The organism is Microcystis sp. LE19-84.1B (assembly GCF_027531875.1).
GTDB classification, from domain to species: Bacteria; Cyanobacteriota; Cyanobacteriia; order Cyanobacteriales; family Microcystaceae; genus Microcystis; species Microcystis panniformis.
Genome location: NZ_JAPZSR010000408.1, coordinates 16274 through 39265, shown reverse-complemented (window position 1 = coordinate 39265; position 22992 = coordinate 16274). Strand labels below are relative to the sequence as shown.

At 43.6% G+C, this 22992-nt stretch carries 22 protein-coding genes, 1 tRNA gene and 2 pseudogenes; 8 read left to right on the top strand and 17 right to left on the bottom strand.

Annotation, left to right across the window (positions count from 1 at the left end; translation table 11 throughout):
• Positions 1–288 precede the first annotated feature (288 nt).
• The 3 genes from O9324_RS22800 to O9324_RS22790 all read right to left on the bottom strand — a co-directional run bounded on the left by O9324_RS22800 (position 289) and on the right by O9324_RS22790 (position 4313).
• A complete protein-coding gene (locus O9324_RS22800; protein WP_002761322.1) occupies positions 289–498 on the bottom strand; it encodes a hypothetical protein in 210 nt (69 codons plus the stop codon).
• Between the two features lie 321 nt (positions 499–819).
• Positions 820–3282 (bottom strand): S8 family peptidase, encoded by a 2463-nt coding sequence (locus O9324_RS22795; RefSeq protein ID WP_288141382.1) that lies wholly within the window; start codon positions 3280–3282, stop codon positions 820–822.
• 44 nt (positions 3283–3326) lie between these two features.
• Positions 3327–4313 (bottom strand): AAA family ATPase, encoded by a 987-nt coding sequence (locus O9324_RS22790; RefSeq protein WP_287629743.1) that lies wholly within the window; start codon positions 4311–4313, stop codon positions 3327–3329.
• Positions 4314–4679: 366 nt separating this feature from the next.
• On the opposite strand from O9324_RS22790, the gene O9324_RS22785 reads away from it, so the two are divergent.
• On the top strand, positions 4680–6731 hold the full coding sequence (locus tag O9324_RS22785; RefSeq protein WP_288141381.1) for an NAD(P)H-quinone oxidoreductase subunit 5: 2052 nt from the start codon (positions 4680–4682) through the stop codon (positions 6729–6731).
• Between the two features lie 501 nt (positions 6732–7232).
• Entirely contained in the window at positions 7233–8039 is an 807-nt protein-coding gene (locus O9324_RS22780; protein WP_043996589.1) for an MlaE family lipid ABC transporter permease subunit, read from the top strand.
• Positions 8040–8273: 234 nt separating this feature from the next.
• Here O9324_RS22780 and O9324_RS22775 read toward each other — a convergent pair whose 3' ends face one another.
• The 6 genes and pseudogenes from O9324_RS22775 to psbZ form a co-directional block, all read right to left on the bottom strand.
• Positions 8274–9521 carry a glutamate-5-semialdehyde dehydrogenase gene (locus O9324_RS22775; protein WP_002767500.1) on the bottom strand — a complete coding sequence of 416 codons (1248 nt, stop codon included), beginning with the start codon at positions 9519–9521 and terminating at the stop codon, positions 8274–8276.
• A gap of 10 nt (positions 9522–9531) precedes the next feature.
• A complete protein-coding gene (locus O9324_RS22770) occupies positions 9532–9939 on the bottom strand; it encodes a hypothetical protein (RefSeq protein ID WP_002767499.1) in 408 nt (135 codons plus the stop codon).
• A gap of 171 nt (positions 9940–10110) precedes the next feature.
• Positions 10111–10182: transfer RNA gene (locus O9324_RS22765), tRNA-Gly, on the bottom strand.
• A gap of 74 nt (positions 10183–10256) precedes the next feature.
• Positions 10257–10553: pseudogene (locus O9324_RS22760) on the bottom strand (hypothetical protein); the annotation flags it as partial.
• A gap of 55 nt (positions 10554–10608) precedes the next feature.
• On the bottom strand, positions 10609–11154 hold the full coding sequence (gene ribH, locus O9324_RS22755) for a 6,7-dimethyl-8-ribityllumazine synthase (RefSeq protein WP_002767497.1): 546 nt from the start codon (positions 11152–11154) through the stop codon (positions 10609–10611).
• A 168-nt stretch (positions 11155–11322) separates the two neighbouring features.
• A complete protein-coding gene (psbZ, locus tag O9324_RS22750) occupies positions 11323–11511 on the bottom strand; it encodes a photosystem II reaction center protein PsbZ (RefSeq protein WP_002732865.1) in 189 nt (62 codons plus the stop codon).
• Between the two features lie 523 nt (positions 11512–12034).
• On the opposite strand from psbZ, the gene O9324_RS22745 reads away from it, so the two are divergent.
• On the top strand, positions 12035–14734 hold the full coding sequence (locus O9324_RS22745; protein ID WP_288141380.1) for a CBS domain-containing protein: 2700 nt from the start codon (positions 12035–12037) through the stop codon (positions 14732–14734).
• Here the strand turns inward: O9324_RS22745 and O9324_RS22740 are convergent.
• Together O9324_RS22740 and O9324_RS22735 are read right to left on the bottom strand one after the other, a co-directional pair.
• Positions 14731–14895 (bottom strand): Asl3888 family RNA-binding protein, encoded by a 165-nt coding sequence (locus tag O9324_RS22740; RefSeq protein WP_002733784.1) that lies wholly within the window; start codon positions 14893–14895, stop codon positions 14731–14733. The genes O9324_RS22745 and O9324_RS22740 overlap by 4 nt on opposite strands.
• A gap of 437 nt (positions 14896–15332) precedes the next feature.
• Entirely contained in the window at positions 15333–15626 is a 294-nt protein-coding gene (locus O9324_RS22735; protein ID WP_288141379.1) for an RNA recognition motif domain-containing protein, read from the bottom strand.
• 241 nt (positions 15627–15867) lie between these two features.
• On the opposite strand from O9324_RS22735, the gene pheS reads away from it, so the two are divergent.
• From pheS to O9324_RS22720, 3 genes are all read left to right on the top strand, one after another.
• The gene (pheS, locus tag O9324_RS22730; RefSeq protein ID WP_002767493.1) at positions 15868–16872 is read left to right on the top strand and encodes a phenylalanine--tRNA ligase subunit alpha; all 1005 of its coding nucleotides are present in this window, start codon (positions 15868–15870) and stop codon (positions 16870–16872) included.
• 13 nt (positions 16873–16885) lie between these two features.
• Entirely contained in the window at positions 16886–17230 is a 345-nt protein-coding gene (locus O9324_RS22725; RefSeq protein ID WP_002762429.1) for a DUF4870 domain-containing protein, read from the top strand.
• Between the two features lie 364 nt (positions 17231–17594).
• On the top strand, positions 17595–18713 hold the full coding sequence (locus O9324_RS22720) for an NAD(P)/FAD-dependent oxidoreductase (protein WP_288141378.1): 1119 nt from the start codon (positions 17595–17597) through the stop codon (positions 18711–18713).
• 55 nt (positions 18714–18768) lie between these two features.
• Here the strand turns inward: O9324_RS22720 and O9324_RS22715 are convergent, their stop codons facing one another.
• On the bottom strand, positions 18769–20226 hold the full coding sequence (locus O9324_RS22715; protein ID WP_288141377.1) for a DUF8451 domain-containing protein: 1458 nt from the start codon (positions 20224–20226) through the stop codon (positions 18769–18771).
• 132 nt (positions 20227–20358) lie between these two features.
• Positions 20359–20730: an AlbA family DNA-binding domain-containing protein gene (locus tag O9324_RS22710; RefSeq protein WP_288141376.1), complete on the bottom strand. Its 372-nt coding sequence runs from the start codon at positions 20728–20730 to the stop codon at positions 20359–20361.
• Positions 20731–20949: 219 nt separating this feature from the next.
• Here O9324_RS22710 and O9324_RS22705 point away from each other — a divergent pair.
• Positions 20950–21151: pseudogene (locus O9324_RS22705) on the top strand (helix-turn-helix domain-containing protein); the annotation flags it as partial.
• Positions 21150–21551, top strand: coding sequence for a cytidine deaminase (cdd, locus tag O9324_RS22700; RefSeq protein WP_287628146.1), 402 nt, complete (start codon positions 21150–21152; stop codon positions 21549–21551). The pseudogene O9324_RS22705 and the gene cdd, both read left to right, overlap by 2 nt.
• A gap of 75 nt (positions 21552–21626) precedes the next feature.
• Here the strand turns inward: cdd and O9324_RS22695 are convergent, their stop codons facing one another.
• From O9324_RS22695 to O9324_RS22680, 4 genes are read right to left on the bottom strand one after another with little or no spacing between them, the layout of a single operon-like run.
• On the bottom strand, positions 21627–21884 hold the full coding sequence (locus O9324_RS22695) for a hypothetical protein (RefSeq protein WP_002767488.1): 258 nt from the start codon (positions 21882–21884) through the stop codon (positions 21627–21629).
• Positions 21871–22143, bottom strand: coding sequence for a BrnT family toxin (locus O9324_RS22690; protein WP_288141375.1), 273 nt, complete (start codon positions 22141–22143; stop codon positions 21871–21873). Before O9324_RS22690 ends, O9324_RS22695 begins: the two co-directional genes overlap by 14 nt.
• A 59-nt stretch (positions 22144–22202) precedes the next feature.
• Positions 22203–22553 (bottom strand): DUF5615 family PIN-like protein, encoded by a 351-nt coding sequence (locus O9324_RS22685; RefSeq protein WP_052276054.1) that lies wholly within the window; start codon positions 22551–22553, stop codon positions 22203–22205.
• Positions 22554–22868 carry a DUF433 domain-containing protein gene (locus tag O9324_RS22680; protein WP_052276055.1) on the bottom strand — a complete coding sequence of 105 codons (315 nt, stop codon included), beginning with the start codon at positions 22866–22868 and terminating at the stop codon, positions 22554–22556. It lies immediately after the preceding gene.
• Positions 22869–22992: the final 124 nt, after the last annotated feature.

The window sequence follows — 22992 nt, the reverse complement described above, 5'->3', positions numbered from 1 at the left end:
CGCCCCTACAGTAACGGATTTTGTCCACAACGTAGGGGCGAACTGCGTTCGCCCAAAAGGTACATTATCAAAGCGCAAGTCCCTTAGTATAACTGACTAAGATCCAGAAGGTTAACCATCGCTTAAACCTCTATTTCCTCTAGCCATGTTTTAATCGCACTGATTAACTTGGGTTGTTGGGGAGGGGTGTTGCTGACTCAAGCTATGAATGCCAACTGTGCATCCTATCCAAAAGTTAGTTTGGCTCTAGGTTTTAAAAAACCCACACAAGAAGATTCCTATTGCCAATCAGCAACCCCAATCTTTGCCACCCTCGACAACTAAGCCAATACTAGAAACATATTGTACGGGTTTGCCTAACATTAAGGGATCTATTTCTCCCCAATCGTAAGGTTCATAATCTTCTAAACGAGATAGTTCGCTATCTAACCAATCATCTCTAGGGGCTGTTTTTTCCGAGGGATTGGGCTGTTTCAGGGAGTCTAAGGGTTTAGTCATGGGGAAAAAATGTCCTATACACAAACATTTTACCCACTATTGACTAACTTTTTATTTCCTCTACACCTCTATTTCCTCTAGCCATGTCTAAATCACGCTGATTAAGTTGGATTGTTGGGGAGGGAAGGTGAAAAGGTTGGTAAGTACCTAAGCAAAATTAATTACACATATCTAACCCCCTCTTGCCTTTTGCCTCTTGCCTTTTGCCTATCTTTACTAGGAAATTAATTTTGCACGACTACTTAGGGAAACTGACAGAGAATCGTTACCAATTTTCTCAATTCCTGAGATATATTTAATGGATGAAGTTCGATGTAAAGATTAAATCTCTGTTTCTATTGGTATGTTAGTGGGTGTATCTTGACTGATTAAAATTAAATTAGATACAGGGGTGTAAATATCACACTCAATTTCTGGTACTCGAATCGTTACAATTAATGTATAGCGAACAGGTTGATCATGGCGTTCCTCTTGTGTTTGTTCTTTCCACCATCCACCAACAGGATAAACGCCTATGATTCCTCTACTTGCTAAATCGACGGCCGTTCCTGTCCATATATCAGAATGAAGTGAACCTTGACTCCTTAAATGAGGACCCAAAAACCAGTTATCTTCCTCTTTACTGCCAGAAATATTTTTTTCTTCTTCTCTGGTAGCTTTATTAATTCTATTTTGAAATTGTTGATTGGTCTCTAAAGGTTTTTTTACTTGAAATCTGAGTCCATAAGAGGCATAATGGTGTTTTCTTTTATAACCTCGCTCCCCTGGATTAGGTTCTATAAAATACGATAAAGTTACTCTCAGTTCTACCTTGGCTTCTCCTAATTGTTCTAGCTTTTCTTTTGGCCAGGGTAAGCTATGAAAATTCATTTTGTCTGTTTTAATGTCACTACCATCTTTTTTAAAAGGTGTCAGTTGATCTTCAATAACCAGTGTTAAGTCACTATTTGAACTTTTTAAAGCTCTGTCTAAATCAGGAACACCATATCCATAGCGACGAATCAAATTTTTTTTATCTTGCTGCTTCAATTTCTTTGGAAAATTAGCTCTCATCCTAACAGTCCATTCGGCTGAATGAACAATTAAAGTGCGTATTGTTTCTGGCCAATATTTGGGATTTTCTGAAAGAATTCGAGCAGCCATATAACTAGCGAGTGCAGTTGCACAACTGGTATCACACATATAAGTAAACAATTTATAGTTATGACTATGAGCAGTTGTTAATAAGCATAAATCGTCAATCATTTGTGCATAATTTTCCCCATCTGAGGCATAATTTCCTCCTTCACAAACAATATCCGGACGAATTGGCCATTGATTTTCCCAAGAAACAGAAGTACAACTTTTAGGAGATAAATCACCCCAAGGAGCTACAGGTTGCCAACCTTGAAAGTCGGGATGACTGATATTAACTTTTTCAGTGTAAGCTCCCACAACAAGAGCATTCCAAGCTTGTGCTGGGTTTTCAATTGTTGCCACATCATTGCGGGTTAAATAATCAGATAAAGATATTTCTTCTCTGATATTTCCTGCTGAAATAATGATTAATCGCTTAAAATTATCTTCACCAAAAGATAGTTGATCTATTGCTGCTGACCATGAGGAGGGAGTTCCATAATTTGGTGATGGCTGCTCGCTAGTTACAGCCATACAGAAAATACGTTTTCGCTTGGGATTTTGTATTTCTGGACGAGAGACTGCTTGCTCTGTAATTGCGCCATAAAGTTCAGGATCATTTTGTCCGACAGGAGGGAGAATTTTAACTGATTCTAAACGGTGAATAAGCGTTATATATCCTTGTGTTTGTAAAGCATTAAATAAATCATCATAAAGAATTAAACCCGCCATTTCTGTACCATGTGTATTATGAGGATCATGAGTTCCCCAATTAGGATCACAAGTATATAAATCACTACTATCAAGACCTTTTTCAATCAGTTTATGTCGTCTATTAACTCCATAATCAAGAAGACAGACAGCAACAGCATTATCTCTAGGAGGTAAAGTTCGATTCCATAAATCCTCGACCCATTCCTCCTTTTCAATTAATTTCATATCAAGAAAAAAGGAAGGCGTATCTTTAGCAATTCTTAATTCTGCAACCGTATCAGAATTTTGAAGAACTTGCTGTATTTTTTCTACATTAGCCATAGCTAAAGTAACAGTTCTTTCGGGAAAATGTATATGAGATTTAGTCATAATATCGAGTCTTTGAGCAATGGTTTGGAAGTCTTCAAGTTGTCCACGACGTAACCATACTTCCCACCATATTGATTGTCCATTCTGAGGAAATAAAGCAGGATCATCAGTAAATAATGATTGAACTGTACCAATTTCAACGTTTTCTAGTCGTGTTATTAGGGCTGCATTTTTTGGGTTTCCTTTTGTTGTTTCTTCATCACGATATTCTTCTACTTTGTTCTCAAAAAATTCTGTCGCTGACTCTGGTACAAAAACAGTAGCCTTAACTATATTTTCTTGGTCAGGAGAAGGCTTAACAGCAACTAATTCAATTTTTTTGCGTTTATCTCCTAAATTTTCAAAAGCATTCGCTTGATCTTTTGTTACCTGAAATTCTAAATAGAATCCGGGTTGTCCGACGGCAATTTCCGATAAACGGGATTCTAATTGTTGACGAGCTTTCGTAATCGCTTCACCAATAGCAAGTTCTAATTTTGCAGCGTGTTCTATTCTGTTCCGATCGGGTGGTGGTGGAGCATTAACTGAGAGCGGTGAAGTATAATTGACGCTTTCACGAAATTTATCGTTATTCCGTAGATACAAGTGAGGAAGACGGCGAGAACGTTGCGACATTATGGGATTAGGTTTTATTCATTGAAGTTCAGATCCTTACGTTCCATAATAGCTGAAATCAGAGAATCTTCGCTTACCTTCTGACTATTTGACAAAACAGCTTGCTTGGCTGCGTCATCTGTCGCTCTGACAATTTCAGCTTGAGCGAGTCCATTGGCTTGATTAAGAATGTTTGACCAATCTTTCCAGTCAATTTCAAAAGAAATAAGACGAGATTCAATCAATTCACGAATAATTGCGGCATCAGGAAGCTGATATTCAATTACATCATCAAAACGCCTAAAAAGAGCTTTGTCTAGTAACTGAGGATGATTAGTTGCTGCCAAAATCAAACTATCCCCTTGCTCTTGTTCTAAAAACATCAAAAAAGAATTGAGAATGCGACGAATTTCTCCCACGTCGTTAGAATTGTGACGTTGAGTCCCAATCGCATCAAATTCATCAAAAAAATAGACCCCTTTTGTTATTGTCATCGCCTCAAAAATCACTTTTAAACGACTAGCAGTTTCTCCCATATACTTGCCCATTAGACTATCGTATAAAGTCGTAAACAAAGGTAATTTAAGCTCTCCTGCTAAGGCTTCAGCCGTCATTGTTTTACCAGAACCCGGTGGACCTACTAACAACAGCTTTCGACGAGGCATAAGATTATGTTCTCTGAGTCTTTTTCCTTGTCTTTGTTCAGTTAATACTCGTTTAAGTCTAAATTCAAGGTCAGAGGTTAAAATCATATCCGATAATCGAGTATCGGGATATCTGACCGAAACCAGATTGGCTAAATCTCCTTTTGGTTGTACTAAAGGAATTGGATCAGATTTTTTTTCAATAACCGATTTACTAGCCTTTGCTTGGTCAATTAATTCGCGAATTTCTTGGGCTAACTTACCATGTCCTTGTCTTGCTTCGTGTGCAGCCATCTGTAGGGCAGCAGAATAAAATTGCTGCTCTTCTCCCTCTACATGACTTTTTAGAAGTGCTAGGATATGGCGGGCGGTGGACATGATACCTCGTTAAGTTAGACTCCCCATCATACTCAATGATTTTAACTGTGACAGGCGCTATATAATGATTTCCCTTTTGGACTAATTTTGATCGGTATAGTTAAATTGTACTAAATAAATTGTCGTATTAGCTAGGGGAAACCCGTATTTGGTCTTTCTCTTGCTTTCGTGGTTATTTGATAATTTTCCCGCTTCTCCCTAAAAATTAACGTCCCGCTCGCTAAACTGCCAAATCGATAAGCTCCTTTGACCTTTCGCCGCCCTGTTGAGCAAAACTAGGTATAAACACTTTCTTAAGAATTAACCTATGTCACAATAGATGAGGATAAACCAAATAGTGTGAAATTGTAAACTAGGTATTACTGAATGGAACCGCTTTATCAGTACGCGTGGCTAGTTCCCGTCCTACCCTTGGTAGGCGCTACCCTAGTCGGTGCGGGCTTAATTTCCTTTAATGAAGTCACCAATCGTCTGCGACAGGTGAATGCTGTATTAATCATTTCTACCCTCGGTGCGTCGATGGTGCTGTCTTTTGCGCTGCTGTGGAGTCAAATCAATGGACACGCTCCCTATACCCAAATGATCGATTGGGCATCGGCGGGTAACTTTCACCTGAAAATGGGTTATACGATCGATCATCTCAGCGCTTTAATGTCGGTTATCGTCACCACCGTGGCCTTTTTGGTGATGATTTATACCGATGGTTACATGGCCCACGACCCCGGTTATGTGCGTTTTTACGCCTATCTGAGCATTTTTAGCAGTTCTATGCTCGGTTTGGTCATCAGTCCCAACCTTGTCCAGATCTACATTTTCTGGGAATTGGTGGGGATGTGTTCCTATCTGCTAGTAGGTTTCTGGTTCACTCGTCCGGCGGCCGCCGATGCCTGTCAAAAAGCCTTTGTTACCAACCGCGTCGGCGATTTTGGCTTATTACTGGGAATGCTGGGTCTTTTCTGGGCCACCGGCAGCTTCGAGTTTGATATCATGGGTGAACGTCTAGAGGAATTAGTCTCTTCTGGAGCCATTGCCGGCAGTTTAGCGGCATTATTCGCCGTTTTAGTCTTCCTTGGACCCGTGGCCAAATCAGCCCAATTTCCCCTTCATGTCTGGCTACCGGATGCCATGGAAGGTCCGACCCCGATTTCGGCCCTGATTCACGCCGCCACCATGGTGGCCGCCGGAGTTTTCCTGATTGCCCGGATGTATCCCGTTTTTGAGCCAATTCCCACGGCGATGACGGTAATTGCTTGGACGGGGGCGTTTACTGCCTTCCTAGGGGCAAGTATCGCCCTCACCCAGAATGATATCAAAAAGGGTTTAGCCTATTCCACCATCTCCCAATTGGGTTATATGGTTATGGCTATGGGTATTGGTGCTTATAGTGCGGGGTTATTCCACCTGATGACCCACGCTTATTTTAAAGCGATGTTGTTCCTCGGTTCTGGTTCGGTCATCCACGGTATGGAGGATGTGGTCGGTCATGAGCCGGTTTTAGCCCAAGATATGCGGATGATGGGCGGTTTACGCAAGTATATGCCCATTACTGCCCTAACTTTTCTGGTGGGAACTCTGGCTATCTGTGGGATTCCTCCTTTCGCTGGTTTCTGGTCGAAGGATGAAATTCTCGGTTTAGCTTTTGAGGCGAACCCAGCTTTATGGTTAATCGGTTGGGGGACTGCGGGTTTAACAGCTTTTTATATGTTCCGGATGTACTTTAATACCTTTGAAGGGGAGTTTAGAGGCACTAATAAGGAGATTAAACGCCGACTGTTAGCCAATGCGGGTGCGATTCCGGCTTTTGGACCGGGGGCAATGAATGTTAAGCAATTGGACTCGGAAGCACAAGAAGAAGACAACCACGGCCATCATGCCCATGAACCCCACGAATCGCCAATTACTATGACTTTACCTCTCATGATTTTGGCGGTTCCTTCTTTGTTAATTGGTTTGGTGGGTAAACCTTGGCAGAATTTCTTCGAGGGTTTTATTCATCTTCCTAACGAAGTAGTGGAAGAAGTTCATGCTTTTGATTGGACAGAGTTTCTGATTATGGCGGGTAATTCGGTGGGGATTGCTTTAATCGGGATTACTGTCGCTTCTTTGATGTATCTCCAGAAGAAAATTGACCCTGCAACTATTGCCGAAAAATTCCCCGTTTTGTATCGTTTTTCCCTGAACAAGTGGTACATTGATAATCTCTATGATCGGGTTTTTGTCCAGGGTTGTCGTCGTCTCGCACGGCAAATTATGGAGGTGGATTATCGCGTTATCGATGGGGCGGTGAATTTAACCGGTTTAGCTACTCTTGTCAGTGGTGAAGGTCTTAAATACCTCGAAAATGGTCGCGCCCAATTCTACGCTTTAATTGTCTTTGCCGCAGTTTTGGGTTTAGTAATTGTCTATAGTCTGGTGTAGATTTTTAATCGGTTGACTAAAGATTTTTAGGGGCGCAAAGCCCCTTTTTTTAGCTTTAAGTCCCCCTTTTTAAGGAGAATTTAGGGGGAGCAAACTTTTTCAGCCAACCCTATTTAAACCGCTTATACTAAATCCGTTGAGTATAGGCTAATTATAGAGGAGAGGCACTCATGCAACAGGCAAGAGGCAACCCCCCCTACCCCCCGACATCGGGGGGTAGGGGGAATAAATAATCAGTTTTTAATAACCAGATTTAGTATCAGTTCCTCTGAACTTAGATGTTCGGCTAAGTAAGCTTTCTTGAGCATTTTATCTCCTTGTCTTTACTCGTTTTATTATATAGCGTTTCCCAATCTCATGAGGTACACAAAAATCTTAACTCCTGACTCCTCAAAACCTAAGACTCTGTACCTCACAACTAGGGAAATTGCTATAACAGGATTTGGTATTAGAAGACAAAACAGGATAGACTTTTCTCTAGTCCGATCGATTTTGGGGACAATGAAGAATTTATTGGCGATTTTTAGCAAGGAATTAAGCTCTTGGTTTCGGCGCTGTTGGTTAGCGGTACTATTAACCGGCAGGGTTTTTTACTTCCTATTCACGCGCCAACCCGATTGGCGCGTCACCCAAGAACAAATGGTGGCAGCCGGGCCTGCTTCCCTGATTATTGCCATGATCACGGCCGCGGTGATCGGGATGATCTTTACTATCCAAGTGGCCCGGGAGTTCCAAGCCTTGGGTGCTGGCAGTATGGTGGGGGGAATTTTGGCCCTTGCTCTCGGTCGGGAACTCTGTCCGATTATGATGGCGATCGTGGTAGCCGGTCGGGTAGGATCAGCTTTTGCGGCGGAAATCGGTACCATGAAGGTGACAGAGCAGATCGACGCACTCTATATGCTCAAAACCGATCCCGTGGAATATCTGGTGCTGCCCCGTTTAATTGCTTGTTGTCTTATGGTTCCCGCTTTGAGTATTATGGCGTTGCTGATCGGTTTAGGTAGCGGTTTGCTGGTCGGCCAAAGTTTATACGGGATTGCTAATTCAGTTTTTCTCGACTCGGTTCGCGGTTTCCTGCGCGTGGGAGATGTGCTGAGTGGACCGGTTAAAGGGTTGGTTTTTGGGGCTTTAATCGCGATTATCGGCTGTAATTGGGGTTTAACGACCGATGGCGGTGCTAAGGGAGTCGGCCAAGCTACGACCGCGGCCGTAGTCACTATGCTCTTAGCGATTTTTGTATCTAATCTGCTGATGACTTGGATCTTGTTCCAAGGATCTGGCAATAGTTCGGTTTTGTTTGGACAGTAATTTCAGTTAAAAACTGTCATTTTCTCGCCATTGTTCTAATACTAAATCCAGTTATTAAAGACTGATTATTTATTCCTCCTACCCCCCCGATGTCGGGGGGCAGGGGGGGTTGCCTCTTGCCCCCCGCCCCCCCGATGTCGTAGGGTTGATTCATGAATCAACCCTACCCCTACCCCCACGAAAAACTTTTTGCCGCAAACCCTAGCTAACTTAACAATACCCAGTTCACCAAAACTACCCCTGCACCACCTGTTTAAGGGTGGTAAAGGTTTCTAGGTTGATTAACCCCCGGCGCTGGCCTTTTTGGTTGGAAATGCCCAAAAACACCGATTCTCCCTGTTTGGGATTGCGATCGAATCGGGGTGAAGAATTGATATAAACTAAAGCACTATCGGACTCCATGGCGAATTGACGACTTTCTCGATAGGATTCGGTGACAATACAATCCGCGTGACCGCTACTATACTTATTAATCCAAGCGATCGCATCAGTGAGGGTATCCACTAACCTAAAGGCCACCGTTTTTTCTAAATAGGGTCTTTGCCAATCATTATCGGTAGCAATGGTTAAATGTTCGGGAAAATCCGCCGCTAATCGGGTATCTCCCCGCAATTTAAAGCCTTTTTCCTGCAAACTTTTAAACAAACGACTTAAAGTTGAAGAATTGTGATGGGGACTAATTAAAACTTTTTCGATCGCATTAACCGGATCGGGTATGCTGCCATGACTATCGATAATTACCTGACGAGCTAACTCCAAATCGCCACTAGGAGACCAATACAAATAACAGTTTCCCATGGCCGCACGCAAAACGGGAACCGTGGCCAATTGACTCACCTGACCGATTAAACTAGGGCGACCGTAGGGAATAATCAAATTAACATAATTTTCCTGGGTCACTAACTCCTCTAGGGAGGGACTACAATCACAGGGTAAACCACTCACACAATCCACCGGTAAACCCACATCTTCCAATGCTTCTTGGATAATTTCCGTAATCACTCCATCGGAATGACTAGAGGCATTGGAACCGCGAATAATCAAACTATTGCCACTTTTTAGGGAAAATCCCGCCGCTACCATCGCTAATTCGGGAAAACCTTCATAGACTAAGGCAATCACTCCTAAAGGCATTCTTTGGCAATAGGTTTGGGACGGATTAAGTTGATAGGCCGCGTTAATTACCTGTTGCAGCGGATCCGATGCTTCCGCTAGTTGTTGCAATACCTCCACCGTCGTCTCTAAACGTTCGGGAGTTAACCGTAACCAGCGAATCATTTGTTCTGAGACGGCCATCTCTCGACTGACTTCTAAATCGAGGGTATTGGCTTCTAAAATGCGATCAAAGCCAGTTTTAATGGCATTAGCGATCGCGATTACCCCGCGATTTCTTTCGTTGCCATTGAATTGACCTAGATACAGAAAAGCATTGTATGCTTGCTTAAAGATCGTCGGGGGGGTTTTGGGGGAACTTTCGATCATAGATTCTTGTCTAGCGTCGATAGGCTAACCAAAAGATGAATGCGGGCAAAATAACTAATAGCATAACTAGAATTGCCCCAAAAATCACGCTTACCCCCGGCGGTGATTTTAAAATTAAGGGTAGCCAAACGACCGATAATAACAGAATTATCCCCACCATCAGGGGTAATACCTCTTGTCCAAGGCGCTGATTGGTACTCACCCAACGAAATCCCGTCCAGCGCCAACTGCGTTTATAGGGATAGTGGGGGGCTAATTGTTCGATAATTTGACCGTTTTCCTGTAGCACAAATATCTGTTGACAGCGATCGCAGCCAAAGGCATCGGTCAATAAAATCGGGCATAATGTCCCTTTCCGACGACAGGGACAAGGATAGTCTTGGTGTTGGTCGATTTTGGTATATTTATGCGGTCGCACAAGCTAAATTTTTGTTTATCAACGTTTGTTTTTAGTTGCTCGTGGTCAATAGCTAAGGGATTCAATGGTTGCCCCAAATCCTCAACCCTATTGCTCACGGATAATTCCCATCTTAAGGTATATCCCTAAATTATTCATCCTGACCTTAAGGTATATTTCAAGATTTTTCTAAGCGGGCAACGCGATTCGAACGCGCGACATTCACCTTGGCAAGGTGACGCTCTACCACTGAGCTATGCCCGCAAGCCGTTTTTTTACACTTCCCTAAGTATGCCAAATCTCAGAGCATTTGTCAAGTGGTTTGGAGCATTTTTTGACAATGATTCATCTTCTGGCAAATCCCCCAAACCGGTAATAGCTTCGAGAACCACTTCTATCTTAGCCTGTAGTCGGTTGAACTGATGTTCCAAACGATCAAAGCGCTTGTCAATGGCGGCGAATTTTTCATCCACTGCGGCGAATTTTTCATCTATATGCCGTTCCATAGCGTCAAAAGCTGCCGTAATCCGCCCCTCTGGTTCTAAATCTAATTCCAGAGTCTTGATTCTCTCGACAGCGTTGACTAATTGCCGTCTGAGTTGGTTAATATATTTGTTCTGTTCAGCTTCGCTCATCAGTGGAACTCCGGGAGTGGGGACAACTAAAATCCTAAATGCTGGGGGAATTTTCTTAGCCTTCCATCAGTGCCTGTTGGGGATTATTTTGCAATAATTCTAGGGGTTTATCTTCATCCCGGGGGCGCAATTGACGCATGAGACTAGCCATTTCTAGGGCAGATAGGCCATAATTCCAGCCCAAATTACTTTTAATACCGGCCCGTTCGAGGGCCTGTTGTAGAGTATCAGTGGTGAGAATACCGAAGACAACGGGAACACCTGTCTGAAAAGCAGCCGCAGCGATGCCTTTAGCAGCCTCGGCAGCAACGTAGTCAAAATGGGGCGTTTGGCCGCGAATAATTGCCCCTAGACAAATAACGGCATCGTAACGGTGGGAAAGGGCGACTTGACGGGCTACCATTGGCACTTCAAAGCTACCGGGTACCCAGATATAATCCACTTGCGTACCGTCGGGATTAACATCAACCCCGTGACGCTTGAGACAGTCTTGACAGCCTGATAACAGTTTATCAGTGACCAGATCATTAAAACGACCAATCACGATCGCAAAGCGCCAAGAGGATATATCCTCGGTAAAATTTCCCTCAAAAACAGTCATAGGTAGAAGGGGATAGGAGTGGGAATTATGAATTATGAATTGGGGAGTGGGGAAGTGGGGAAGTGGGGAAGTGGGGAAGTGGGGAAGTGGGGGAAGCTGTCTCATCACTCTATCACCCCAAAACCCTATCACCCTACCTCCTCCTGACTCCCGTTCCCCTGATCGAAACTAAATCACTAAAAAGTTTAAAATAGCGACGGCAACAACTAAAATCGCCCAAATTGCCGAACCTACATAGAGAAGGGGTTTCGATTGGTCCCAGTTTTGGGGGGAAGCATAGGCAACGGGGACACCAATCACCATCAGCAAGGAAAATAAAACTAGGGCAATGAGAAAAAATTGAAAGACAATAGACATGATTGGGTTCTCCTAAAACACTTGATATTAGATAATTCTCCCTGATATACTACCGTTCTCCAGAGTTATAGACAACTGAAGTTTTGGAAGGACTTGTTAAATGAGTGGTTTACTTCCGCTCAAAGAATAAGGACATCCAAGGTCTAAACGGCAAGACCTTTAGTTCATAGCCACAAGGCATTTGAACTTACTTTTGCACATATCCTAATTGACTACCTCGCTTGAAAGATCAACATCTTCGCTACTACCATATTTTTGAACCATTTAGGTTATGGATTTACGGGTTGCTTGCGCCCATCTTCAAGGTCATCGGCTCTCGGATGTATCCTGATTTTACCTCTTTTGGCGCAACTTACTCTCGCAGTTTTCAACCCTACCAAGTTTTGTTACTTAATGGAAATAAGAGATAGGGATTAGGGGATAGGTGGTGGGGAAATGGGGAAATTCAACTAATGCCCCAAAACCCTAAAACCCCAAAACCCCCAACCCCTAAACCCCAACCCCTAAAACCCCAAAAAAAACTATGGATTTAATTTTATGTCATCAAACGGCGGATTTTGACGCTTTGGGGGCAGCGGTGGGTTTATCGTTGCTGAAAGCGGGTAGTCGCATTGTGTTAACGGGAGGCGCGCACCCGACGGTGAGGGAATTTTTAGCCCTGCATCGGGATGAATTCGCTTTGATTGAAATGCGTAGTGTCAATCCGGACCTGATTCGCTCTTTAATTATCGTTGATAATCAGTGGCGAGAGCGTCTGGGAAAAGCCTCCCAGTGGCTCGATTTAGGGCATTTACAGGCGATCGAATTGTATGATCATCATTTGGATAGTGAAAGCGATATCCATGCCTCTAGCGTCCATTTAGAAGCGGTGGGAGCCACCACGACTTTAATTGTCGAAGCTTTACAAAAAGCCCAGATTAAACCAAACTCGATGGCAGCGACGGTAATGGCGCTCGGTATTCACGTTGACACCGGTTCCCTGACTTTTGCCGGTAGTACCCCCAGGGATGCCTATGCTTTGGCTTGGTTAATGACCTGTGCTGCTAACATTAAAACGATCGCCCAATACTGTCAACCGAGTTTTTCCCCGCGCTTACAGGAGTTATTTAGCCTTGCATGGGAAAATCTAGAGATTAAAACGATTTATGACCGTAAAATCGCCCACGTTCTTCTCCATACTGCCGATTTTATCCCGGGTTTGTCTAGTGTGGCCGAGCGCCTACTGGAATTATCCGATAGTGATGCGCTACTTTTTGGCCATAGTTATAGTAAAGACGAGGAAGATAATTCCCGACAGCGTTTAACTGTGATTGGTCGCTCTAGAATCGATGGGGTGAATCTATATCAGCTTTTTTCCCCCTATAACGGCGGTGGTCATGCTCAGGCCGCTTCGGTGAGTTTTCGCGATGTTCAGCCAGTTCAACAGTTAAACCAACTGCTGGGGGACTTAATTGCTCAAATTCCTCCTTCTCCCACCGCTAGGGATTTAATGTCTTCTCCGGTGCGAACAATTCGTCCCGATACTTCCATATCTCAAGCCGAGCGCATCCTTTTCCGTTACGGCCATTCGGGGTTATCGGTGGTAGATGAGCAGGATCGCTTAGTTGGAGTGATTTCTCGTCGTGACCTCGATTTAGCTCTCCATCACGGCTTTTCTCGCTCTCCTGTGAAGGGATACATGACTTGTAATCCGAAAACTATTACCCCGGACACTTCTCTTCAGGAAATCGAGTCGCTGATGGTAACGTATGATTTAGGGCGTTTACCTGTACTAGAAAATGGGCAGTTAGTCGGTATCGTCACTCGTACAGATGTATTAAGACAGATTCATCAAAATGAGCGGGTGCGTTTTGAAGGGGTTGCTTTGGTTTCCTGTCTTTTACCGGCGATTAAAGAGCGTTTAGAGCCGATTTTATGGTCATTCCTGCAAGCTGCCGCCGCTGCCGCTCAAAAACGCGGTTGGCATCTCTATCTGGTTGGGGGTGCGGTGCGGGATTTATTGTTAGCCACAGAAAGGGATACTTTACTGTTACAGGATATCGATTTAGTGGTGGATGGCTGCCATCGCGCCGCCGGTGTGGGTGCGGGGGTGGAATTGGCTAATTGTTTACAGGAAATTTATCCGGGGGCCCGGTTATCGATTCACGGGGAATTTCAGACGGCGGCTTTGTTATGGCACAAAGATGAGCGTTTTGGCTCGTTATGGGTGGATATCGCCACGGCACGCACGGAATTCTATCCCTATCCTGCCAGTAATCCCCAAGTGGAGGCTAGTTCGATTCGACAGGATTTGTATAGAAGGGATTTTACGATTAATGCTCTGGCAATTCGCCTAACTTCGCCGAAAGAGGGGGAATTACTCGACTTTTTTGGCGGTATGTTGGATTTACGCGCCCAACACATCCGGGTTCTCCACGCTAATAGTTTTATCGAGGATCCGACGCGCATCTATCGAGCGGTGCGTTTTGCCACTCGCTTAAGATTTGTTATTGAACCCTTGACAGAAAACTATATTAGGTATGCGATCGAAAGTGGGGTTTATGATCGCTCACGGCAACAAAATCAGAATGCACCCGCTTTACAGTCCCGTTTAAAAGCGGAGTTGAATTATATTTTAGAGGCGGATTACTGGGAAAGTGCCTTAGAAAAGTTGGCTGATTTGGGGGCTTTGCACTGTTTACACGGGGATTTAAGTTTAAATCAGGCTTTATGGCGACAATTGCGCTGTCTCAGTCGTTGGTTAGATTGTTTAAGTCTGGAATTGCCGGTGAATGTTTGGTTAATGCGGTTGGAGTTATTAATCGCTTCTCTGGCTGTGGGGGCAAGAATAGCGATCGCTAATAATTTACAATTGCCCAAAGATACTGTGGAGCGTTTACAAAAACTAGAAGTTATGGAAAAGGAGATTAGCAATAATTTTGCTTATGATCGACCCGTCAGTCACATTGTCAGCTTTTTCAATGGTTATCAGGTTCCTAGTTTGTTACTGGTGGCGGTGAGGAGTCAGACTAGGATTCGGGGTTTAATCTGGCAATATTTAACTAAATGGTCGCAGATTGAGGCTCCTATCGACGGCAATGACCTTAAAGCTTTGGGTTATCAACCCGGTCCCCAGTTTAAACTATTACTTGCGGCGGTGTTGGGGGCGACTTTAGATGGAATAGTCAGCAATAAAAGCGAGGCTATGGCTTTTATTGCTAGTTTAACTAAGTCAGCAGATTAGGTATCGGCTGCCCCTTCATTTTCCGAAGATTGTCTTTGATCGCTGGAATAACCGCCTCTACCTCCTCTGGTGGTGGTACGATTAGAGGCAGCCCGGAATTGACGAGCGTAGGCGCGATTGCGTTCAGCTTTTTCTTTTTTCAAATTACGACGTTTGGCCACAAGAATCTCCTTGGGATATTAGATAGACAAGCGGGGAAACGAGCGATCGCTCCCCCTATTGACATTGACACTCTCCGCCCTAAAAGTGCGGAGATTCTTGGGCTGAATCCTGCCTCCACTAGCAACGCTAATTTTGGTCTTACGGTTTCATGTCTAGTCCGACTACACCGATAAGGCAAGCACTCTTATGGACTACTCCCCAAGCGTAAATTTCTGTGTGTCCCACAGTATTTAATTGTTTTGCGTTCTTACAGTTTGGACTTAATTGAACACCATTGACTGTTAGAAATTTTGAGATCACGGAGTAGGACGTTTAACCTGTTTCCTCACGTTCTCACGCTCGGAACCACCGACAAACATTCTCGCACAAAGCCGTCCTTTTAGGACGGGGTTTTCAACCCAAATTTCCGATAACCTAGAATGGTTACGATCGGGGATTAGTAGCGACGCTCCCGATTGCGATTGCCACCAGCGAAGGAAGATCTGGGTTCTTTTTCACGAGCTTGATTGACTTTTAATTCTCGTCCCATCCATTGAGCACCGTCAAGAGCGGCAATAGCGGCCGATTCTTGCTCTGGGGTTTCCATTTCCACGAAAGCGAACCCGCGTTTTCTTCCCGTTTCCCGCTCCATGGGGAGGTGAACGCGCTTAATTGTATCATATTCGGTAAAAACTTCGACTACGTCGCCTTGGTCAACCTCGAAGGGGAGATTACCAACATAAATTGACATAAAAACTATCCTTGCACAGATAAAAACAACAGATTTGTAGAGAACCAAGATTTCGGGAACTAGCTGAACCAATACTAAACAGAAACGCTTTGACCATTAATACTGACAACGAGCCGCAGTGCCGACTTTTATTCTCGACTTCCATCGTAGCACATAGCTATTAGCTTTGATTGATTCTGCCTCTCCCGCCACCCGAGCAGATAAACTAGACTAGAATGCTGCCCTAGAAAATGCCCTAATTATGAGTTTATCCCCCCATCCGATCGAAACTGCCCTAAAAACCTTAGCAGGGAAAGCGGAAAATTCCATCGAAGAAACAACAACCCTAGAAGACTTGGAACAGCTAAGGGTGAATTATCTGGGTAAGAAAGGAGAATTATCGCAGATTTTACGCGAAATGGGCAAATTAAGCCCCGAAGAGAGACCGCGCCTCGGTGCGATCGCTAATGAGGTCAAAGAATCAGTACAATCGCTGCTGGAATCCCGGCGAGAAAGTCTAAATAATGCCCAAATTCAAGCGAAATTAGCGGCGGAAACCCTCGATGTCACCCTACCTGCTCTTAGCCGTCCTTTAGGGCGAATTCACCCCTTAAATAGCACAGTTGATCGCATGATCGATATTTTCGTCGGTCTGGGTTACAGCATCGCCACTGGGCCGCAGGTAGAAAGCGATTATTATAATTTTGAGGCTTTAAATATCCCTGCTGACCATCCGGCCCGGGATATGCAGGATACTTTTTTCTTGAGGGATGGTCGTTTATTGCGGACTCATACCTCCCCGGTGCAGATTCGCTACATGGAAAGTCACGAACCCCCGATTCGGATTGTGGCCCCGGGCCGGGTTTATCGTCGGGATACCGTGGATGCAACCCATTCCGCGGTTTTCCATCAAGTGGAATTATTAGCGGTGGATAAGGGATTAACTTTTACGGATTTGAAAGGAACAATTAAAGAATTTCTTAAGCAAATGTTTGGGGCCGATTTACCAGTTAAATTCCGCGCTTCCTACTTCCCTTTTACCGAACCCTCGGCCGAGGTAGATGTACAGTGGAAAGGCAAATGGTTGGAGGTGATGGGCTGTGGTATGGTGGATCCCAATGTCTTAAAAGCAGTCGGTTATGACCCCCAACTCTATACGGGTTTTGCTGCTGGTTTTGGCGTGGAAAGATTTGCTATGGTATTACATGAGATAGACGATATTCGCCGTTGTTATAATAGCGATATCCGCTTTCTCCGCCAATTTTAGGGGGATAAACCCGATGGTCATGAGTGAAGATTTAACCAAAAAAAGACTCCTATCCGTGGCTTGTCACGCTTCGATCTTTTTGAGTGCTACGCTGGTATCGGTGGGGATTCCTTTAGCTATTTATTTCATTTCTGATGATGAAACGGTGAAGGAAAACGCCAAAGAAGCTTTAAACTTTCACCTGAATATGTGGTTATACTACCTAATTGCTGGGATTCTAGTTTGGGTTTTAATCGGTTATTTGCTCTTACCGATTCTTGCTGTGGTGAATATTGTTCTCCCCATTCTTGCTATTCTGCAAGTCTGGAACGATGCTTATAAGGTTTTCCGTTATCCTTTTATTTTCCGGGTTCTGTAATTAATTATCGGGGTTGAACAGATTTCAACCCTGGGTGCATCTCATTTTTGTAAATCTGTTGAGTTGGGATTTTTATTTAAATGTAAACTGTCTTCTAAAATTGGTAATTACTTCCGATTTTATCACTCAATCCAAGTCTTTGGGGGGTAGAACCCCCCAAACCCCCCGTTGGGGGCGTGGCGCCGCCCCCAAACCCCGGAGCGCATTAGTCTTTCGGTGGGATGCTTACACGCAGCTGCTGATATATCTGTGATAATTTAAAAATCACTGATAATTGCTGATTGTCCGTATTTCTGCAAATGTGAGATGCAGCCTCAACCCTTTTTTAGTCCTGTTGCTGCTAGAAAAATAGCCTCTGGAGTTTATGACTAAAATTGTCATCATCGGTGCGGGGATAGTGGGGGCCACCATTGCCTACGAATTAAGCGCCATCGAAGGATTAGAAATTACCCTCATCGATGAAAAAAAACCGGGACAAGGAGCAACCGGGGCAGCTTTAGGGATTTTAATGGGGATTATCAGCCATAAAACTAAAGGTAGAGCCTGGAAACTGCGGCAAGAAAGTTTAAAACGTTACGAAACCCTCCTTCCTGAGCTAGAATCCCTCACCGGACTGACTATTCCCTGTTACCGTGATGGCATTGTCCTCCTGCGATCGAGTGCCGAAGACGAAGAAAATTGGCGCAAGTTAGCCCAAATCCGCCAAGAACAGGGATATTGTCTAGAAATCTGGGATAAAGAGACTTTAAACCAAAAATGTCCCCAAGTGGCCAGCGATCATCTCCAGGGTGCTATCTATTCTCCCAGCGATCGTCAAATTAATCCGGTCCTGCTCACGGAGGCTCTCGTCGCTGCTGCGGCAAGAAGGGGGGTTAAATGTCAATTTGGGGTAAAAGTTGAAAATTTCGGGAAGACAGAGCTTCATGGCTCTAATTTGAGGCAATGTACCCAGGTTTATAGTTCCAATGGTATAGAGGAAAGCGACTTTTTGATTCTTTCTGCGGGAATCGGTTCCACTGCTTTAACCGAAACTCTTAGCCATCCAGTGGAGATCCGACCGGTTTTAGGGCAAGCTTTGCAGATAAAATTGACGCAACCCTTAGAAAGTTCCGATTTTAAGCCGATTTTAACGGGAAATGACCTGCATATTCTGCCTTTGGCCGGAGCGGAATACTGGATTGGAGCAACGGTGGAATTTATGGACGAAAAGGGCGAAATTATCCCCGATACTGCTCTGTTAGAGCAAGTGTATCAAAAAGCGATCGCTTTTTGTCCCTCTTTGGCTGCGGGTGCGATCGTGCGTACTTGGTCTGGTAAGCGACCGCGACCGGAGAAAAAATCCGCTCCCATCATCGAATATTTGCCCGGATACGATAACGTTATTCTGGCCTCGGGACACTACCGCAACGGGGTTTTATTGGCCCCTGCTACCGCTCAAATGGTCAGGGAAATGTTAAGTGGTAAGTTAGGTATCGATCGCTAAATTAGTGGCTTGCCGATGTAGTCTGCTTAATCTCTCGGATTTGAGGAGCGGGTGTTTACTCATCTTGCGCTGATAGGAAATGCGAGCGAGATACTGTTCGATAAGCTTGTTGAGGATGGTTCCTTTGTTCGGGATGCTTAAGCGTCAGCAATCCCTCATCTATCATCGGGTTAACATAGTGATTACGAATAGTATCAGGTTCTCTTCCGAGCAGTTGAGCTAATGTTCGGAGGGGTAGATATTGTTGGGAGCATAGTTCAAGAATCACTTTTCGTACCGAATCTTTACTAGAGCGGCCTTTTCTGCGTATGGGTTCAGCAATTGCCTCTAACTGTTGGTAATGTTCGGAGCTTGGTGGGTAATGTTCGGAGCTTGGTAATAGAGAAAGTTGCGCTAAAGAATTCTGGTTAGATAGGGTGTAGCGTGTTCCCCGACACTTACCTGACTGGTGTAACCAGCCATTTTGAACTAAATTACGAAGGTGTTCGCTAATATCTCTGGGATGTTCTGATCGATAACGCTGAATGTCAGTATTACTAATTTCCTCAAATTGATGCGCTAATACTAATATTATCCTATCAAGATCACCTAACTGACGGTAAGCATCCCCGATAATCCTTTTTAATTCCACTTCAACTGCCTCGGGAATAAAACTTGTCATCGGTAAATTAACGGATGTAACTTCTAGGTCAAGTTTTTCCGAAACTAGGGGACTCAACCATTGTTGTTCTTTCCAAGCACGAAGAATTTTTCCAAATCCAGAGCCAGCTTTTTCACCTAATCCGAGCATTTGAAACATTTTTTGTAGATGAGGATTACGAGGATCGCTAGTGCCGCCTTCATAGAGACGCTGTAGGGGAATTCTCAGACGACCGGGATTAGAAAACAGATAGCCATCGATAGATTTTACCACCTTTATAGGCCGTGAAGACTGGTGATCGGCGTGGATTAAAGTATTAACTAAAGCCTCTCTTAAAGCTTCATGAACATGGGTTTCATCTTTACGAACGGCATCTTTGTCTAATTGAAAAGGAACATCTAAATTATTAATTAATCTGCCATAAACACGATAATAAGAGTTAAGTAAATTAGCTTCCCATTTACCATCAAGAGTTAAGCGATATGTCCATCTTTTTTCAGGATCGTCAGAGAATTTTTCCTGATAGTCGAGACTATAATGGGGGAAAGCATCTAAAATACTGCGTTCTCGTCCAAACATGAGTAAACCCGCTACAGTTAATCCTTCTTGGCTAGAATTTCTATCTCGTCGCCATCCTCCTAACTGATGGAGTAATTGTTGATCATTGTATGCTAACCAAGGATGATCGGGTTCGCGATTGCTGAACCGTTGGCGAAATACTTTCAGAGTCTCAGGATCAATATCGTTGAGATTAAAATTATCTAAAACTTGAAAATCTTGAGGTTCATTGCTGGCATCGCGAAACATTTGCTCTATTTCCTCCTTATGACAGCGATAATCTCCCTCATAATTTCGCTTATATGTACCAGTCATTGGGTTATTGTTAATATATACAGGACGCTGAGTTCGGGTGGGAGCATCTCACCTTTGTAACCCCTAAATCAGGTTTTTATGTCAAGCTATTTTGAAAGCCTTGCTAGAAACCAGTTTTAGAAATAAGTATAATTACTCACTTGCATAAATGAGATGCTCCCAGTTCGTTCGGGTAGCTCTAGGAATATGAATAATGAGAAGCTGATATTCATTAATCTTTTTAACTTCTACGTCTGAATTAGAACAGATAGATATATTCAGTTTTTGTCGGTTGTTGTGGTTATCCCAAAACTCTTGTTGAAGATTTTTAGGGTTACGCACTCCTGTAATTTCTAATCTAGGTTTTTTTTCGCTAACACCCAAAATAATGTAACCGCCATCGGTATTAGCGAAAGCTGAAAGAGTTTCCCAAATGTCTTTTGGCAAGCCTCCCTCGGCTGATTTAAACTCATATTCTTGGTCTTCTCCAATATCAATTTGCTGCAGTAGTGTGTCAATTTCCATGCTAAAATTCGGCGATAAATTTATGGATGCAGTTTTTGCTGTGAAAATGAGCAACTAGCCTGAGTTCGAGGTCGGCTAAAACTCTGAGACTATCTTCGGCTGAAAGTTCGATGTAGAAGTCATGGTAAAAGATACTTAAACAAAACTGATCTTAAATCGCCAATTCAAAAATGAAACGCACGACTCCTTAAGAGTTGACAGAGAAAGGCTCATGAGGTATTGTCGGATCAATGCAACAACAAATCCCAAAAACTAAGCTACCAACATCTTAACATAGAACAAAGAAACTTACTCTACCAACCTAGTCAAGAGGGAAATTTATCTCAACGGCAAATGGCCGTCTTGCTCGGATGTCATCAAAGCACGACCAAACCGATAATTAAGAAGTAATCAAAGTTCCCTCGGATGTTATCTAGCCGATGACCCTATCTGAACAAGAAAGACAACAACTCTGTGACACTGCTCGGGAAGTGGCGAAACTTTCCTATTCTCCCTATTCCCGTTTTCGGGTGGGGGCAGCGGTTTTGACAAATAAAAAGATTTATGCTGGTACTAATGTAGAGAACGCGAGTTATGGCTTGAGTTTGTGCGCGGAAAGGGCAACTTTAGCGCAAATAATCGCAGCGGGCGATCGAGAAATACGGGCGATCGCTATAGCCTGTATCGATGGGAAGGATGATATTAGTCAGTTAACTCCCTGCGGAGCCTGTCGTCAATGGATAGCCGAATTAGCACCGCAAGCGGAGATTATTATCTGTGGAACTCAGCAAAATTATTGTTTTAATCTCTCGGATTTACTGCCTTTTTCCTTTGGTTTTTAACTGTGGGTAAAGTATAGGGTTTAAGGTGCTACAACGCTATCGCCTTGAGGCACTTTTGACTATTTAGCAATCGTTTTAATCTTCGGCTACCTCTGAATTTTTAGCCGCTGCCGTTGGAGCAAGAGCCTGATTATCTCGCATCACTCTAATTAAGAATCGTAGTGCCTCATTAACTGCATCAGCACTAGGAAACATTTCTGCGACATCAGGTTCTAACCGTACAGTAACTCCAGCAAAACTTTTTCTTCCAGGGCCTAACTTTCTGACTCGAAGGCTCTTGAAGTCATACTCTGCGCGTAAATCATCTTCCATTCCTGACTTATCCCTGTTCATAGGTTTCTCGCTCGGTTTTTGTCACTTCTCTTGCGCTAATGAGGCGTATTAAGTTACCCCTTTCGGTATAGGATACAATCAACAATCGTCCTCGGTTTGACTGTCCAACGAGAAGATAACGATCCTCATCTTCAGAATGATCTAGATCGTAGAAGTCAACATAGAGAGGATCATCAAAAACAGTTTTTGCCTCCTCAAATGAGACTTCGTGCTTTGATAGATTGCGTTCTGCCTTATTTTTATCCCAGTCAAACTGCATAAAGCCATTATACTGCTACTCACTGAAACTGATGGCACATTTTTGATATGTTTTGTCTATTACTTGAACGGGATATATTCAACTGTATTGAGCCATTCGTCAGGTTCAGAAGCCTTAGCAATCAATTCTAAATCCTTGACAAATTGACCGATAGTGCCTCCAAGTTGATGACCAAAAATTAAACCTGAAAACGGTTTGCCTGTTAGTTGCCAAGTTTCCGCTAAAACTCTAAAGCGAATGTCTTGGGTAAAGAGAATGCGCTTAAGCTCAGTTACTCTTAGCAAAAGTTGATCATCAGGTAGTTGTTCGGTTCCGTCTTCAAATGCTGTTAATACATCTATGCCTCGGCGACGCAACTGTTCGGTAATTGCTTGGGGAACATGAACATCCATGTACAAGGCAATAGTCATTTACAGTAGCCCTTTTGCTTTCATACGAATATAAAAAGGCGACTTGGCAGCTTGATGAGTCATATTTTCTTGTACTTGTTGCCATTCCAGGGTGATTTCTTGGTCAATTTCTTCTTGATGGTCAAAATAGTAACCCATGGCTGCATGAGCTTCGGCTAGGGTTAAATAAAGGTGTTGACGACAGATTTCTTCTACGGACCAACCATAGGCGATGTAGTCCATGACAATTTGAGCAACGCGGATACGCGGTAATCTTTGTAAATGTGCGGGTTGGTCGTCACTTTTTTCTATGTGTGGATAGGTTAGAGCTAACATAGGGCCTCTAGTTAATTGACTTGACCTATTCTAACAGTTTTAGGCGTTGCTGAATCAAGATATGAATGCTAATTGTGCATCCTATCCACAACCAACGCTGAGGACTAGGTTTGAAAAATTGTCT

Coding starts and splice junctions, on each gene's coding strand:
- O9324_RS22780 (WP_043996589.1), top strand. CDS start 7,233: ATGAAGAATTTATTGGCGATTTTTAGCAAGGAATTAAGCTCTTGGTTT.
- O9324_RS22695 (WP_002767488.1), bottom strand. CDS start 21,884: ATGAACAGGGATAAGTCAGGAATGGAAGATGATTTACGCGCAGAGTAT.
- O9324_RS22785 (WP_288141381.1), top strand. CDS start 4,680: ATGGAACCGCTTTATCAGTACGCGTGGCTAGTTCCCGTCCTACCCTTG.
- O9324_RS22680 (WP_052276055.1), bottom strand. CDS start 22,868: ATGTTAGCTCTAACCTATCCACACATAGAAAAAAGTGACGACCAACCC.
- O9324_RS22685 (WP_052276054.1), bottom strand. CDS start 22,553: ATGACTATTGCCTTGTACATGGATGTTCATGTTCCCCAAGCAATTACC.
- O9324_RS22745 (WP_288141380.1), top strand. CDS start 12,035: ATGGATTTAATTTTATGTCATCAAACGGCGGATTTTGACGCTTTGGGG.
- O9324_RS22720 (WP_288141378.1), top strand. CDS start 17,595: ATGACTAAAATTGTCATCATCGGTGCGGGGATAGTGGGGGCCACCATT.
- O9324_RS22715 (WP_288141377.1), bottom strand. CDS start 20,226: ATGACTGGTACATATAAGCGAAATTATGAGGGAGATTATCGCTGTCAT.
- O9324_RS22690 (WP_288141375.1), bottom strand. CDS start 22,143: ATGCAGTTTGACTGGGATAAAAATAAGGCAGAACGCAATCTATCAAAG.
- pheS (WP_002767493.1), top strand. CDS start 15,868: ATGAGTTTATCCCCCCATCCGATCGAAACTGCCCTAAAAACCTTAGCA.
- O9324_RS22710 (WP_288141376.1), bottom strand. CDS start 20,730: ATGGAAATTGACACACTACTGCAGCAAATTGATATTGGAGAAGACCAA.
- O9324_RS22775 (WP_002767500.1), bottom strand. CDS start 9,521: ATGATCGAAAGTTCCCCCAAAACCCCCCCGACGATCTTTAAGCAAGCA.
- O9324_RS22790 (WP_287629743.1), bottom strand. CDS start 4,313: ATGTCCACCGCCCGCCATATCCTAGCACTTCTAAAAAGTCATGTAGAG.
- O9324_RS22800 (WP_002761322.1), bottom strand. CDS start 498: ATGACTAAACCCTTAGACTCCCTGAAACAGCCCAATCCCTCGGAAAAA.
- O9324_RS22735 (WP_288141379.1), bottom strand. CDS start 15,626: ATGTCAATTTATGTTGGTAATCTCCCCTTCGAGGTTGACCAAGGCGAC.
- psbZ (WP_002732865.1), bottom strand. CDS start 11,511: ATGTCTATTGTCTTTCAATTTTTTCTCATTGCCCTAGTTTTATTTTCC.
- ribH (WP_002767497.1), bottom strand. CDS start 11,154: ATGACTGTTTTTGAGGGAAATTTTACCGAGGATATATCCTCTTGGCGC.
- O9324_RS22725 (WP_002762429.1), top strand. CDS start 16,886: ATGGTCATGAGTGAAGATTTAACCAAAAAAAGACTCCTATCCGTGGCT.
- cdd (WP_287628146.1), top strand. CDS start 21,150: ATGACCCTATCTGAACAAGAAAGACAACAACTCTGTGACACTGCTCGG.